Raw genomic sequence first — 15871 nt, 5'->3', positions numbered from 1 at the left:
ATGATGGAAAATGAATTAAAAGTTCCCACAGTCGCAGAACTGTTGGCTAAAGGAGAAACTCCTGATATACTATTTTGGGTAGGCTGTGCAGGAAGTTTTGACGAACGCGCACAGAAAATTACGCGTGATATATGCCGAATATTGCAACATGTCGGTCTAAAATATGCCATCTTAGGCACAGAAGAAAGTTGTACCGGTGATCCTGCTAAAAGAAGTGGCAATGAATTTTTATTTCAAATGCAAGCGATGATGAACATCGAAGTACTCAATGGCTACGAAATCAAAAAAATAGTCACTGCTTGTCCGCATTGTTTCAATACACTAAAAAATGAGTACCCATCACTGGGAGGCAACTATGAAGTCATTCATCACACACAACTGATCCAAAACCTGATCAATGAAGGGAAATTAAAACCAGCTGATAACAATGTGTTCAAAGGGAAAAAAATCACCTATCATGATCCCTGTTATCTTGGCCGGGCAAATGAAGTGTACGAGGCGCCCAGAAAAGTATTGGAGAGCTTAGATGCTCAATTGATTGAGCTGAAACGTTGCAAGAGCAACGGTCTATGCTGTGGAGCTGGGGGTGGACAAATGTTCAAAGAACCAGAACCTGGCGTAAAAGATATCAATATCGAACGCATCGAAGAAGTCATCGATGCCCAGCCTCAAGTTGTTGCTGCAGCTTGTCCTTTCTGTATGACGATGTTAAAAGATGGCGTAAAGATTAAAGAAAAGGAAGCTGAAATTGAAGTGCTCGATATTGCCGAAATCACCGCTCGGGCAAATCAGTTGTAAAATACGTTACTGCACCATATAGAAGAGGCCCGATCGTACGATCGGGCCTCTTGTGTAAGGAGAAGAATATCTCCTGTCCACGATTAAATTAAGGGAATCCCCAAGCCGGTTATAATATAGGGGATTCCCCGAATCGAAAGCCAGCGCGGTATTTATGCTGACCAAACGACTCTAGCAACTAGCCATAACAAAGGTACCTCCCCTAAATCAATTGATTGTTGTTCATTTTCGTGAAAATGTTGTTCAAATCTTGACTATTGAAAAAAAATGATATTTATTTTCACCCGCTTAGATGAATATCGGACTTAAAAGCTTACCTAACGAAATAACTATAGCTCATTATACTTGTCTAAAATTGGATTTAGATACACAGCAATTGTTCAAATGATTACTAAAATGAGGAAAGCCCGGGTTTGATGGCCGAGAGCATAAATAGCTTACTTTCTTGTTGGATCAACGAAAGTACCTCATGTTCCTCCTTCAAATCCGTCATGCTATCTACAAACCCAAGTTTATCAAGCATATATAGATCCCGTTCCGGTCTATTGTATTTACTGATTTCGAGTTCCGCTTTGATATGATTTGCCTCCGCCATAATTTCTGCTGGATATTTCTCATGCCCTTCCTGAGTGAAAACCGTATTGCCAAAATCTCCATCAAAATTTATAAACATTCCCCCGGGCTTCAATACACGAAGTATTTCATCGTAGCACTGCCATAAATCAGGAATAGTCCAAGTCATCAAACGAGTAAATACAAGATCAAATTGATTCGCGTCAAAGCTTAAGGCTTGCGCATCCATGACATGGTAGTCGACACGCAACCCCAGCCTGGTTGACACTTCTCTTGCCTCCGCTATCATTGCTGGCGAAAGATCAACCGCTGTTACTTCCAATCCTGCCTTGACCATAATATTCGCAAAATATCCCGACGCTGTTCCAATTTCCAGCACCCTCTTACCTCGCTGTCCGGACCACTTGTCAAAAGATTGAAAAAAATGGAGCCAGTGCATCGTTTCAGTCTTTTCCCAAGCTTCGTCTTTCTCCTGGCGCCAGATAGCACTTTGCTTATCCCAATAGGTAGTAATTCGATCGATCATTACAACAGATTTATAATTTTTTCAGCTTTTTCCTTGCCATATAAGCGAGAAATAACTTCTGTAACACGTTGTTTATAGTTAAACTCGGGACTAGAATATGCCCAATGATGAATTGCAGTTGCTGTACACAAAGCTTTCAGCGTATGTGGATTATAGACAAACATAGGCAGAAGATTAAAAATCTGCTTTTCTTTCACTGCACCAATGGCATGGAATTCACTTCGTTGATAGAACAGATCAGGACTATCGTTCCACATCACAATCATATCGGGGTTCCAGCCAATCAAGGTCTCTGCATTAATATTTGGTTGATCCAGTTCAAACGGACAAACATTCTGTACGCCTGCCATCTCCAGACAGGAATGCATCATGCTATTGGTTCCCGTAGTGGAAAAAATACGCCCATAAGCCCAAGTAAAATAGACCCGGCGCTTTTCCTTTACAGCAGCGGTATGCTCCTTAAGGCGGTCAATTTCAGTAGCTACATACTGCTTTAATTCCTCTCCTCGACCTTCCGTTCCAGTTAATATTGAAATATCCTGGATCGTTTTAAAAACCTCCATCTGGAGCTCAGCCTTTACCGCATATACTTGCAAGCCTGCATGACGCAGTGCATTGACCAAGCTCTCCTGTCCAGCATGGACAATAACCAAATCCGGATTAAGTCCAACTACACGCTCAATATTTGCCTGATTACCTGCACCAACTATAGGAAGTTCCTTCTGCTCAATTCGACTGTCCATTTTAGCATAAAACGGAAAAAGGTCATTGCTTTCATAAACATCACTAAATAACCCAACAAGTTTACTTTCTGCCGCTAGCATATAGATGGCATCTAGTCCTGGTTCGTACAAACAGACGATCCGTTCGGCCGCTTTATTTAAAGTAATGACATGCTCCTGTGCATCGGTCACCGTAATTTCCGACACTGGTTTAAGCCCGTTTGTTTTATTCCCTTCGCATCCGATCCATATCGGAAATAACATGATCAAAATTATTCTAATAGTTTGCATACCGATTATAGATTTATACCCAGTGAAAGTCTAGCATGTATTGGGGCCATTTGCACCCAATAATACATATCTCCAGATCCATTGCGCCAGGCGGTAGAATACATCTTTTCATTTAAGACATTATTGACCATAAGATTGATCCGGTATTTATCATTACTCCAACCTGCTCCTGCATCTAAACGGAATATATCTTTCAGAGCCACGGGATCTGTGCTTGTAAAACGCTCACTACGTCCCGAAAGGTATTGATAACCGACGGAGAGGGTCAAGCCTCGCACCCGTTGAATTGGCAATAAATAATTTAGCCAGGTATTATGGATATGCTTAACACGGTTAGGAGTAGCCAGTCCCACATTTTCAGGATTACGGTCGTCAGCAGAGATCTTCGAGTCTGTATAGGCATAGTTGATCACAGCATTTAGCCCCTTTGCTAGCTGCCCCTTTACATCAAACTCAATTCCTTTCGATACACTCGCCCCTGTCTGATAAATCAAGTTCGAAACGGGATCTGTTGTAATCAGTCGATTTCTTTCTATATGGTAGAGAGACATACTTGTATTCCAGCGACCTTCCATCCAATCTCTTTTCATCCCTATTTCGTAATTTGTTCCTTTTAATGGCTTTAGTGATGAACCATCCACCGCTATTCCAGCCTGAGGAAGATAACTTTGATCGTGCAGAAAATAGAATGACATATTTGGATCCAGTGAATAGCTTAGTCCTAATCTTGGTGTTAAGACAACATCATCGGAAGAACTCTTTGCACCATAATCATTTGTATTTCCCCGGGATGCTGTCACACGAAGCCCCAAAGAAACTTTCAGTTTTTCATCCAGGAAAAGCAGTTCATCCATAGCATAGGCTGAAACATAAAACAACTTACGATGGATTTTACTTCCTTCGGATGTAAAATCATTTTCCGATATAAAATCTCCTCCTGTACCATTATTCAAAATCGTCTCCGAATATTGGGGATTGCGGATCGATAATGGATAAATCGTTGTCGCGGTACCCCAGGTATCCCAGCTTCTTGAAGACTTATTGTTCATATCAACACCGCCTATTAACCGGTGTCCAATTGCCCCCGTTTTAAATGAACCATTTATATAAACTTGGGTAGAAAAAATCTTATATTTGTTTGAATCGTAGACCAAATTCCTATCTAAGATATCTTTGTCAACCTTATTCGCTTCATTTACCCAAAATAATGTTCCATTATATCCGCTACGGATATAAGCTAACTTTGCGGTCAGTTGCCAATTGTCTTTGAATCGATTCTGAAAAGTCAGAAAAGCATTATGGTCGTTTCCAGCAAAGGGTCTGATACTCGGATCTGTGATTGTAAAATCTTTCGGTAGAGTTCCATAACCATAAGGCGACATCTGTCCCTCACTTAACAGCAAATAATTCAGTTGCTGATAAATATATTCTGCTGTTAAAGATGTTCGTTCATTAAACTGGTACTTTAAGGCAGGAGCAAATAATATTCTATTATTCCGATCATGCTTCAAAAATCCATTTCCACGCATCCCCATGACATTCAAACGGTATTGCAGTTTATTGGCTGTATCGAGCTGTCCTCCGAGGTCAACAGCAGCCCGTAAAAGACCAAAACTTCCTGTCAATACATCAACCTGCCTTTTACTCTCCCCTGTTGGTTTTTTGGTCACGACATTATACGAGCCCGAAGGATCACTTATTGCATGCATAAACCCACTAGGTCCTTTAACAAACTCTACACGTTCAATAATGGCAAGATCATCTGCAATAGGTCCTTTCCCCAGTGGGCGCATATCAACGCCATTACGCTGCGCGCTGATATAGCCACCGCGAGAATAAATATCCGGAGATATACCATTGTGCAATTCCTCCCGAAATGTGCCACTAATGTTTCGGGTTGCACTTTCGTTGAGGTTGAGCACTGCTTGATCCTTAAAAACCTCACTATTCACCACCTGAATATGTTGTGGTATATTTAACAGAGAGGCTTCTAGCCGTAAGGCTTCAGACAGCTGTTTCGGATTATATCTTTTGTAGTACTTCGAACTGATTTCAACTTCGTCAATTCTGAACGATTTTATGGTATCCTGAGATACTGTCTGAGCAATAAGCCCAAAAGGAGAAACGATAAAAATATAGGCTAAAAAGCCGCGAGATTGTAACATATGAGGGAATAAGAAATTCTGTTACAAATCTCTAAATCGAAATTAAAAAGCGATAAGAACGCTATTAGTCAGAAATAAGAGCAGGATTAAGAAGAGATTAGAGCTTTGCTAGCTCTAAATCTCATTTTTCTCGATCCATTTTGGGACCTGTGGTGCTTCATACTGCTGCATCTTACCTATCAGCTCTTCAATCGTATCAGCCACCAATAACATGCCTCTGTTTTCTTGCTTCAAAAGCCCCTCTTCGACCATGTGATCAATAAATTGAATTAGATGATTATAAAATCCATTAATATTTAACAGGCCTACAGGTTTTTTATGTAAGCCCAACTGCGCCCATGTAATCATTTCAAAAAGTTCTTCCAAAGTGCCAAAACCACCAGGCAAAGCGATTACCCCCTCGGCATAGTCACTCATGATTCTTTTGCGATCATGCATAGTATCGACGGTAATCAATTTCGTTACGCCGGTATGCTCTCTCTCTTTTGAATTTAAAAAATCGGGAATCACACCAATTACTTCCCCTCCATGCGCAAGAGCTCCGTTGGCAACAGCACCCATTAAGCCAACCCGTCCGCCGCCATAAACCAAACGAATACCAGACGCAGCGAGCACCTGACCAACATGAGCAGCTTGCTCTTCATAGACAGACGAATTGCCTAAACTCGATGCACAAAAAATAACAATGCTTTTAACTTTATTCATATGCAAGTATAAAAAAAATAAACGGATCAACTCCTTTTTCAGCGCTATCGTATACTGGAAGAATAATATCGCTTTGACAGGTATTGATTTCACAAACCATCATGATCAGTCTGACAAAAATAATTTATGTATAATTTCAAGCGATTAATATATAAATGTAAAAAAAACACTTAAAATAATTAACACATTTAATATCTTTGGTTTAACGCTTTTTTTTCAAAACTGCTAACCAAACAAGCTAATCAGACCTTGTTAAAAACAAATGATAATTTCAGCTTATATGATCTTAAAAAACAAATTTTTGCACGTTGCTCTTACAAGTTTATTTAGTCTGGCGCTAGCTGCTCAAACGACCCCTCAATTAACTTATTTCGATTTACGCGAAGTAAGGCTGTTGCCGGGGATCTTCAAGCATGCTGAAGATCTAGACCTCCATTATTTATTAGAAATGGATCCCGATCGACTGTTGGCTCCATTTTTACGCGAAGCCAATTTACCAATCAAAAAAGAATCCTATACCAATTGGGAAAATACAGGGTTAGATGGGCATATTGGAGGTCATTATCTTTCCGCGCTAGCTCATATGTACGCTTCGACAGGAGACCTTCGTATCAAGGAACGTCTAGATTATATGCTTGCAAACTTGAAGCACTGTCAGGAAGCAAATGGAAATGGATACATTGGTGGTGTACCTGGCGGTAAACTTATTTGGACAGAAGTCCAACAGGGGAATATCAATGCTGGAAGTTTCAACCTGAATGGAAAATGGGTGCCTCTGTACAATATACACAAAACCTATGCTGGCCTGCGAGATGCATACTTACTGACTGGCAGTGAATCTGCCAAAGACATGCTTATTAAGATGACCGATTGGGCGCTTGTTTTAGTTAGTCAGCTTTCAGAAGCACAGATACAGGATATGTTACGAAGTGAGCATGGTGGACTAAACGAGATCTTTGCCGATGTCGCCGCAATTACCCAAAATCGAGCCTATCTCGAACTTGCCCGTAAATTCAGTCATCAATCCATACTTGAACCTTTACTACAGCATAAAGATCATTTAACAGGATTACATGCGAATACACAGATTCCAAAGGTTCTTGGTTTTAAAAGAATAGCTGATATTTCCCATAACGAAAGATGGGCTGAGGCTGTTCGGTACTTTTGGGATAATGTTGTTGAACAACGTTCCATCTCTATTGGTGGAAATAGCGTGAGTGAGCATTTTAACCCAACAGATGATTTTTCAAAGATGCTGCATAGCATCGAGGGACCCGAAACCTGCAATACATACAATATGTTGCGCCTCACAAAGATGCTATACCAAACTGATCCGCAGGGAAAATACCTTGATTTTTATGAACGTGCTCTTTACAACCATATCTTATCAACACAACATCCCGAACATGGTGGATTAGTGTATTTCACACAAATCCGTCCAGGCCATTATCGCGTTTATTCACAAGCGCAAACAAGTATGTGGTGCTGTGTTGGATCGGGTATGGAAAATCACGCCAAATATGGCGAAATGATCTATGCGCATCGTGACAATGACCTATATGTCAATCTCTACATTCCTTCACAGCTAAATTGGAAAGAAAAGGGTATCGAAGTCATTCAAGAAACGGACTTTCCGATGAAAGCCAAGACAAGCATTCGAATCAACCTCAAACAGCCGGTTTCCTTTAGCTTGTTTATTCGTAAACCCAATTGGCTGACCGCAGCTCCGCAGGTGCTGATAAACGGAAAACGCAACAACAATTTTCTATTGACGGATGATCATATCCAGATCAAACGGACCTGGCAAAAAGGTGATATTGTCAGCCTGGAATTGCCCATGGGGGTACATACAGAACAGTTACCTGATAAAAGCAACTATTATAGCATTTTATATGGACCTATTGTTTTGGGAGCGCGCACGGGACAGGAAGATCTCCGGGGACTTCAGGCAGATGACAGCAGAATGGGGCACATTGCATCTGGCAGACAGATCCCCTTACGTGATCTCCCAATTCTTGCCGCTGAACCGAACTATATTCCGGCACTTGTAAAACCAATAGCGTCAAAGCCCTTACACTTTACACTCTCAAATCTCTATTTGGAAAAAAAAGGTATTCAAATGGAATTAGAACCCTTTTTTGGCATTCATGATTCCCGTTATATAATCTATTGGCCTCAAGCAACAGAAAATGAATTACAAGCATTACAGGAGAAAATGAGCCGCGATGAAGTAGAAAGTTTGGCCTTGACAGCCAAAACGATCGATAAAGTTGTCGCCGGGGAACAGCAGCCGGAGTCAGATCACTTTTTCAAGGAGCACAACAGCAATGCAGGGGCATCCGAAGATACACGCTGGCGCGAGACAAAAGACTGGTTTAGCTATAGCATGAAAACAACTTCAGAGACCAAATTACTATCGATCAAATTTATAGCTGACAATTCCCCAAGAGCAACTGAGCTTATTGTCGATGGCAAGGTCGTGGCCACATTAGAAGACAAAGCACCTAACTCATCCATAAAAACAATACGTATTAAGCTTCCTGAAGACCGTGCCGATAAAAATAAAATAGAACTGAAAATTAAGGCTGGGGCAGGATCTAAAAGCCACAAGATTTTAGAAGCTCGAACCCTACTTTCTGACTAATGGTGCTACTGAAATAACCGCCATTAGTCAGAAGTGATCTGGTGTGCTGTTTGTTGCTGCCTTATTAAAACAACAGCATCGCCAGGTTACAGTGTCAACTCAACTGTTTTAGTCATTAACCGGAAGTAATCAACCCTGCTATCTGTTTACTTCCCGATTAAAACAACAGCACCGTCGGGCTGCAATGTCAACCTAACTGTTTTCGCCTTCGAAAGACGGATTTGTTTCTGTTGGGATTGCCGTGTTTTTGTATCGTCGATTAACTGTACCAAATCCGCAGACAGCATGGGTAAATTCACGGAAACAGTCTTTTCTTTTCCTTCTGCATTAATACCAGCAACATACCAGGTATCGCCTTTTCTTCTGGCAAGAATGACATATTTACCCGGATACCCCTCAATAAAAGTAGTCTCATCCCAGGTTGTAGGCACCTGTTTCATAAAATCGATCACATGGGCTGGCATATCCTCCAAATTGTTTGGCGTTAGACCGAAATTTTGCACTGGAGTCTGAAATAAAATCGCCGTCGCCAATTGAAATGTTTCCGTCGTTTTACGAATGGTCCCCCCATTATTTTCGCGATTGTGCCGTTTATTCAGTAACACAGGACCAAAATCCATTGCGGCTACAGCATTTCGGATAAATGGATGCAACGTAGCATTAAAAGCTTCGGTATCATTCGCGTGCTGCGTAAAAATTAAATTCTCAGACGCTAATACAGCCTCACTGCCAACGAAATTTGGATACATACGCTCCCATCCCCTCGGTAAGGTACATCCATGAAATATAACAGTCAATCCATAGTCATTTGCATCCGAAAGAATATCTTCATAGAGCTTCAGTGTCTCCTGTTTGTCGCCTCCAAAAAAATCCACTTTAATTCCTTTTATTCCCACCCGCTGCATCCACTGCATTTCCTTTTTACGAGCGATCGAGGTATTCATTTTATTTTTTGGAGTTTGTGGCGCATCATTCCAAAATCCATTTGAATTGTACCACAGACAGACACCTACACCCCGTTTTTTTCCATAAGCGACCAACTGTTCGATTTTCTCATGGCCGATCTTCGTATCCCACCAATTGTCAATCAATACAAATTCATAACCCATTGAAGCCGAGAGGTCAATAAACTTCTTTTGGTCTTCAAAATTAATACTACCATCCTGCCATTCCAGCCAGCTCCATGTCGCCCGTCCGAATTCGTATTTCTTCGACGCCGGATACTGCGGTTCAACAACATCAAAAGGAATTGTCGTCTCCAAAATGGGTTTTAGATTACCCCCGACAGTCAGTGTACGCCAAGGTGTATAACCGGGCAATGAAATTGTGGGAGCTGAACTTCCAATGCCATTGTTCTCTCCTTCTTCTGGAAAAGCGATCATGTAAAGCCCATCCTTCGTGCCTTCGCCTAACTTGGATGCGCAATATGCACTTGATACACCCGTTTCCGAAACAAGTACCCATCCACGATCCCCAACATGAAAGAGCGCAGGAAAAGTATATCCAACACCATATTTCGAAGGTACGCCTAACGCCTGATCAGCCTGATACTCCTCTTCATAACTTGGCTTTGTTTTCATCCAGCCTATCATTGGGGAAGCTTGAGGCGTTAAAAACGTCGTTGTTACTGATGGGAATTTAAAACCACTTTCCTCTTTTACCAACGCAAAGTTAGCCGACTCACCCACCTGTGGTACATAATATCGGAAGGCAATATTGTTGTTGCTCACGCGAAAGATAATATCGAACTGCTGCTTGGAAGCATTCTCCAGACGACAACGCAATTCATTTGCAGTATACTGAACCTCACTGCGTTTGATCTTCAATTCGTGATAACTGCTCGAAATTTCTGCTCTTTTTTCTTCGATCAAACGTAAATCAGCAGTCAAATTTATCGACTTACTTTGAAGTCCAAGTGGTGAAGCTTCCAACATCAGCTTCCCTTCCAGCTCAACCTCGTAAAATAATTTTCCCTCTTTCAGCGCCAACTTAACGCTCAAATTGCCATCGGGACTCGCAACTGATAGCTGCTGCGCCAAAGCGACAGTGCTCAGGAAGGACACGATACATACCAGAACAAAACGTTGAACGGACAGACCTCTTAAATAGTGCGCGCAATTGTAATTTAACATAGATTATTTCAAATAGTAGGTTAGTTATTTTGCTAAAGATAAGCTTTTAATTTATAAATGTACAACAAACACTTATTATATATAGAGTGTCTTTTCCAAGTGTTTTCCGCTACCTTCGATCAAAAATACATGGCGACTTAGTAAGAGATTGGGTTATCAGTCGTTTCTTGTCCTATGGAAAGATATAAAAAACAAAAATGCCTTAAAATTGTAAAGAAATAGTGACATTTATTTTACGACTCTAAAAGATATTAAACTATGAATCTAATTATGAACATGATAGCAATTGCAAGTATAGCAACTGCTTCGCTGACCACACCATCAGCTAAATCACCCTTATTGCTAGCGCACAACAATGCTCTCCTATTCAAAAATCAAGTTTCAAAGAACATGCAGGTTGGAACCGACTCGCTGCTGCAATACTTTAATGAAACAACTGCGGAGCTGGAAAAACAAGTTGCCGGCCTAAGCGAAGCGCAGCTCCAATTTAAACCGGCACCTGACAAATGGTCGATCAGCCAATGTATGGAGCATATTATACGTTCGGAACGGATGATATTTGATATGGCTAAAAAGGGGCTGGATCAAGATCCACAACCTGAAAGAAGGAAGGAGATCAAGTTGACAGATGACAATCTCAAGAATGCCCTTACAGACCGGAGCCACAAATATCAGGCACCAAAAGAGCTCCAGCCAGAAGGAATTTATAAAGATGTGAAAACTGCACTCGCTGATTTCACCGCTGCACGTCAGCCAGTACTCGACTATATCAAAAAAGCAGATGCTGAAGATCTCAGAAATCATGTCAGCGACTCTCCTACCGGTCCCATTGATGGTTATCAGGCTCTGATGTTTATTGCCGCGCATTGCGCGCGCCATACCAAACAGATCGCCGAAATAAAAGCCGATCCTAATTTTCCAAAACAGTAGAAAGATGAAGAAATTGACTTATCAAATTAAGATTGATGCTCCTGTGTCGCGGGTTTTTAAAACAATGCTCGATAAAGAAACGTACAAACAATGGACCAGCGCCTTCGATCCGAGCTCGGATTTTGAAGGTGTTTGGGAAAAGGGACAAAAAATTCATTTTACGGGCGACAATGAAAATGGTGAAAAAGGAGGAATGGTTGCTGAAATTGCTGAATATATTCCAAATTCATACGTTTCCATTCGGCACCTTGGTATCTTGGACAAAGGTAAAGAAGTACTCTCCGGACCAACTGTTGAGGACTGGGCAGGAGCATTGGAAAACTATTCTTTTACGGATATCGAAGGACAAACCTTGTTAGAAATAGATGTTGATACAAACGATGAATACATCGATTACTTTAATGAGGCTTGGCCAAATGCTTTACAACAGCTAAAGAATATTAGTGAAAAGAAATAAGTGAAATAGCCTTGCGATATAAATGCACAGTCAGAAGCTTGTTGGCAAAATAAAACCGGCATCTACATCTAGATGCCGGTTTTATTTTGCCGATGTCGTTTTTCGCTCGTTTACTTTTGTTTTTTGACCCGAATGTCAAATATATTGTAATACCGCAGCGTGCTATAGTCCTTCAGGCTCATAAAGTCATAGGTAAGTGGATAATTAAAGATATTTTCTGTCTGACTCACATAAAGGAGCATATCGCGGAGCGCTGTTCCAATAGCCTTGGCTCCTTTTGGATACTCCATAAAACTGTTCTTGCCGCCGCCACGATAATAGATCAACAGATTGCTGCAATCGAGGACCTTGGTATCTGCATCATCCAGTATTTTGTTTTCCAGTATTTTGTCTATTGCCGTATTTAAGCTTGCCCGTGTTGAATCAGTTTCTCCCATCAGAATCATATGGGTACCATAAGTCACTGAAGCAAGCACGTAAGGAGAATAACCAGCTTGGGTTAATGCCGCTACGTCCGATTCCGGATAAGCATCAAAATACTCTGTGTGGTCAATATAAATTGTAAGCTTATTGACTTTACCTATACGAAGCGTGCTGTTTTGCTTAGTGATCGTCGTTGAGTCGGCATGTTTTACGAGGGATAATGCCTTTTTTACATCTTTCGAATTACCGAGAAATCCCTGTATTTCGGCATAATCTCCAAAAGTACTGGAGGAGAAATTCACGCTGCTTGCCTGTTTCGATTTTTCAAACTTATTTGCATAAGCAAGACCATTTTTATAGCTGGGCTCAAAGAATCCCATATCTACAGAGAAGTCATTGTCTGACAAGAAATGGAATTTCACTTTTTTTGCTTTTGCTTCCAGGCTTTCTAGTCGTGGCCCTTCAAGGGTGTCTTTGAGGCTCCAAAGTCCCCCCAGAAAAACCTTTTCATCAATATTATCATCGGCGAAAAGCTCACTCATCTGAAATTGTATTTTCCGAATTTCGTATTTATCCGTGGGAACCGAAGGCTCATTTTTGGTAGTATCAGTGGGTACCACCTCTGGGGGCTCTACGTTTGGCTCGATTGGATCTTTCGTACAGCTTAGCCATACCAGTGAGCTAAGAAGAAGTAAAAAATTTCTAGTGTGCATATTGAAGTTCTTCGGTTTCAATTCCATTATCATTAAAACATGGATCATCTACCCTTTTTTATCTGATAAATTAAATATAATAATCTAAGATAACGTTTTTTTACGTCAGTCCAACATATAGGATCCCGTTATAGAATATTTTTACAATTGAAATCAAAACGCTTCAAACTTGTTAAATGAAAAACGAGGTAACAACTTACGCTATAAGACACGCAGTTGTTGAGCACAAATCATCAAAGCGTATCGCTTCTATCGCATTATGAACGAAAAATCTGGTTAAAAACTGAACTTTCTGAAAACAAAAAATACTTAATAGTCTAACCATTTGGGACGAAAAAAAGCAGGGTGAACACCCCGCTTAAATTTAATCGTTTGTAACACCGCGAAAGCGCCGGAGCCTCTCAGCTGGTTGCGACCAACAGGGATCGACAGCATTAAACACCCCAATATGCCCTACACGCTCTAAAGAAGGATCCACAACCACCACTCGTATAGGTGTCTGAAGTATGTGTACCGACCAGTTGTGCCGTATCATAATCATAAAAACTCAGTACAAAAACACAATGCGTCAATTGCCCTTTGCTTTCTTTAATCTCTTCGGTGACTTTAACAAGAGTGTTCGTTTTAGGAAGGCGGTAAGTCGTCGTTTTAATATTGACATTTTCTTTCGGAGCCTTTTCAGTTGTCTTTGCAGAAGCGGCTGTAGATAGCAGTGCAACAGCTATCAAACTCAACATTAATCTTTTCATTGTTTCTATTTTTTTTGTTAAACCATAACATGCTTTTGAAGCAGGTTTTTATTTTGTGGAAGTAAAAATAAAAACGTCTTTAACTAATTTTACGATGATTTATTATTTGTTGTAGTCCATTCATTATTCGTTGTTGTTAGTCTATTATTCGCAAAAAACATTTTATGCGAAATAACTTCTTTTACAATTAAATCCCTCGGCTTTCAACCCCATTTCAATGAAAAACAAAGGACAAGGCCATACGCACTCGATGTACTTTATATTTTCCCAATGGCTTGCACATATTGATCTGCATTTTTGAAAAGCGGATTATTTTCTGCTATTTTTACCTCTTTAAGAAAATCTGCATGATCAGCAATTCCATCATCATAAAAAACAGACGCGAACAAAAAAACTATTAAAAGTCATTGCTTTTGACCATACAAAGGCGATCACCAAGCCACGCAAACACACTGTAGAACAATAAAGAAAGGAGAGAAACCCTCTTTAAATAAAATTCAACCATTACATAAATCCCTTGTTATCAAAAAGATGAAAAAATACATCACATTTTTTGGGGCACTGATTATCACCTTTATAAATGTAGTTTTAGTAGCATCCTGGCTTATAGACGTACAATACAAAATTGATGAAACCGCTTTGAATCAAAAGTATCAATTACCGCTTAACCTAAAAATTGATTATTGGGGAACTGATATTTCATTGAACGATTATGGTGTTGTATCAGTAGATAATAGCGATTTTTTGGTTCTTCATAAAAATAAGAGAATCGCTACAGAACAAATTGTACTAGGCGAACTTGATAGTATTTGTTTTAATCATAATAAGGTATGGGTAGTTTCTCGACAAGACAAGTTAAGGACAACAGTTGAAGTAAAGGCGAACCATCAAGTAATTATTAATGATAACGTTGAGAAGATTTCCAAGGATAATTGTATCAGCCTAAAAGATCCAGAATTGATCTCATGGTTAAAGCATAAAAATTCGACATTTATTGATCTTTCATCCTTAACCATTATTTTGTTGATATCATTGTTTATAAACCTATATTTGATAAGATCGTTTCTACACAATCTGAAATCAAAAAGAGCTGATGGTTTCATTTGTTAGCATGCGCCCATGCCGCACCAACAGAGATATCTCAGCTTAGAGGTGCTTATTTTTTATTTGATGGGGTGAGTCGGCTAACTAGGCTTCCAATAAATTTAATAGGAGCCTGGACAGAGAATGAATTTTTGAAAGACGCTCCACCTAATAGTGCACTTGGTTACTAGGACTGGGTTTTAGCCCCGAAGCGGCACAAAAAATGCAACTATTAGACGTTTTTGGTTTGTCTAGAACAAATTTAATAAATTTGACCACTAAACCTCAAAATTGGAAGACAATAGGGCAATCTGGATTAAATATTATTCGTTCACATAAAAATGCTATAGAATAATACTATAATAAATTATTATGATTTTTTTATTTTACATTATTATTATCACATTAATCCTATATTCAAAAGGGAAAATGCCAGTAAGGCAATCGAAAAAAGAGAGGTATAATACTTGGGTTATTGAACACGGTCATACTGTTTTTAAATACACCGTTAGACTACTGATAATTTATACTATTGTTTTAATTTTCATGAAGATCAATTTATAGCCCACAATAGATTTAAAGATTCTTTTAATATTTTTGAAGTTTTTTCTAAAATTAAAGGGTGTCAATTTGTATACTTTATCTGTTCCCTTGGTATAATTTCAACAAAATCGCTATCATACAAAAGATACTATTGCCGAGCCTCCTAATAACACAAACAGGCAGAGCAAGGAAATATTTTGAATAATTTTTATCCAAATAAACCAATAAGGCTTTATTATTATCAAATTTATCATATGCTTGGATCTGAGATATATTTTTGTGCATAAAAAAAGGAGACAACTATTAACTAGTGTCTCCTTAAGTGCCCAGGAGCAGATTCGAACTGCCACGCCCATGCGAGCGCCACCCCCTCAAGATGGTGCGTCTACCAATTTCGCCACCTGGGCTCATATTCAC

General features: G+C 39.8%; 12 protein-coding genes and 1 tRNA gene. 5 read left to right on the top strand and 8 right to left on the bottom strand.

Annotation, left to right across the window (positions count from 1 at the left end):
* Nucleotides 1-3 precede the first annotated feature (3 nt).
* Nucleotides 4-798, top strand: coding sequence for a (Fe-S)-binding protein (locus AB1Z56_RS01865; RefSeq protein WP_313268014.1), 795 nt, complete (start codon nucleotides 4-6; stop codon nucleotides 796-798).
* 391 nt (nucleotides 799-1189) lie between these two features.
* Here the strand turns inward: AB1Z56_RS01865 and AB1Z56_RS01860 are convergent, their stop codons facing one another.
* The 4 genes from AB1Z56_RS01860 to AB1Z56_RS01845 form a co-directional block, all read right to left on the bottom strand.
* Entirely contained in the window at nucleotides 1190-1897 is a 708-nt protein-coding gene (locus AB1Z56_RS01860) for a class I SAM-dependent methyltransferase (protein WP_426790917.1), read from the bottom strand.
* Nucleotides 1897-2910 carry an ABC transporter substrate-binding protein gene (locus tag AB1Z56_RS01855; RefSeq protein WP_426790916.1) on the bottom strand — a complete coding sequence of 338 codons (1014 nt, stop codon included), beginning with the start codon at nucleotides 2908-2910 and terminating at the stop codon, nucleotides 1897-1899. The genes AB1Z56_RS01860 and AB1Z56_RS01855 overlap by 1 nt, the downstream gene beginning before the upstream one ends.
* A 5-nt stretch (nucleotides 2911-2915) precedes the next feature.
* On the bottom strand, nucleotides 2916-5075 hold the full coding sequence (locus tag AB1Z56_RS01850) for a TonB-dependent siderophore receptor (RefSeq protein WP_426790915.1): 2160 nt from the start codon (nucleotides 5073-5075) through the stop codon (nucleotides 2916-2918).
* Between the two features lie 114 nt (nucleotides 5076-5189).
* The gene (locus AB1Z56_RS01845) at nucleotides 5190-5873 is read right to left on the bottom strand and encodes a TIGR00730 family Rossman fold protein (RefSeq protein WP_309362124.1); all 684 of its coding nucleotides are present in this window, start codon (nucleotides 5871-5873) and stop codon (nucleotides 5190-5192) included.
* A gap of 187 nt (nucleotides 5874-6060) precedes the next feature.
* On the opposite strand from AB1Z56_RS01845, the gene AB1Z56_RS01840 reads away from it, so the two are divergent.
* Complete coding sequence (locus AB1Z56_RS01840) at nucleotides 6061-8424, top strand: beta-L-arabinofuranosidase domain-containing protein (protein ID WP_426790914.1); 2364 nt, start codon at nucleotides 6061-6063, stop codon at nucleotides 8422-8424.
* Between the two features lie 146 nt (nucleotides 8425-8570).
* Here the strand turns inward: AB1Z56_RS01840 and AB1Z56_RS01835 are convergent, their stop codons facing one another.
* Entirely contained in the window at nucleotides 8571-10556 is a 1986-nt protein-coding gene (locus tag AB1Z56_RS01835; RefSeq protein WP_426790913.1) for a glycoside hydrolase family 97 catalytic domain-containing protein, read from the bottom strand.
* Between the two features lie 270 nt (nucleotides 10557-10826).
* Between AB1Z56_RS01835 and AB1Z56_RS01830 the strand changes: the two genes are divergently transcribed.
* Both AB1Z56_RS01830 and AB1Z56_RS01825 read left to right on the top strand, forming a co-directional pair.
* A complete protein-coding gene (locus tag AB1Z56_RS01830) occupies nucleotides 10827-11486 on the top strand; it encodes a DinB family protein (protein WP_309362130.1) in 660 nt (219 codons plus the stop codon).
* A 4-nt stretch (nucleotides 11487-11490) separates the two neighbouring features.
* The gene (locus AB1Z56_RS01825) at nucleotides 11491-11943 is read left to right on the top strand and encodes an SRPBCC family protein (RefSeq protein WP_426790912.1); all 453 of its coding nucleotides are present in this window, start codon (nucleotides 11491-11493) and stop codon (nucleotides 11941-11943) included.
* Nucleotides 11944-12053: 110 nt separating this feature from the next.
* On the opposite strand, the gene AB1Z56_RS01820 is transcribed toward AB1Z56_RS01825, so the two are convergent.
* Together AB1Z56_RS01820 and AB1Z56_RS01815 are read right to left on the bottom strand one after the other, a co-directional pair.
* Nucleotides 12054-12908 (bottom strand): hypothetical protein, encoded by an 855-nt coding sequence (locus tag AB1Z56_RS01820; protein ID WP_426790911.1) that lies wholly within the window; start codon nucleotides 12906-12908, stop codon nucleotides 12054-12056.
* A 605-nt stretch (nucleotides 12909-13513) separates the two neighbouring features.
* Entirely contained in the window at nucleotides 13514-13828 is a 315-nt protein-coding gene (locus AB1Z56_RS01815; RefSeq protein WP_309362136.1) for a hypothetical protein, read from the bottom strand.
* A 531-nt stretch (nucleotides 13829-14359) separates the two neighbouring features.
* Here AB1Z56_RS01815 and AB1Z56_RS01810 point away from each other — a divergent pair.
* The gene (locus AB1Z56_RS01810) at nucleotides 14360-14938 is read left to right on the top strand and encodes a hypothetical protein (protein WP_426790910.1); all 579 of its coding nucleotides are present in this window, start codon (nucleotides 14360-14362) and stop codon (nucleotides 14936-14938) included.
* An 839-nt stretch (nucleotides 14939-15777) separates the two neighbouring features.
* Here AB1Z56_RS01810 and AB1Z56_RS01805 read toward each other — a convergent pair.
* Nucleotides 15778-15861: transfer RNA gene (locus AB1Z56_RS01805), tRNA-Leu, on the bottom strand.
* Nucleotides 15862-15871: the final 10 nt, after the last annotated feature.

The organism is Sphingobacterium sp. WOUb80, assembly GCF_050058145.1.
Taxonomy (GTDB): domain Bacteria; phylum Bacteroidota; class Bacteroidia; order Sphingobacteriales; family Sphingobacteriaceae; genus Sphingobacterium.
This window is presented reverse-complemented; position numbering and strand designations above follow the sequence as displayed.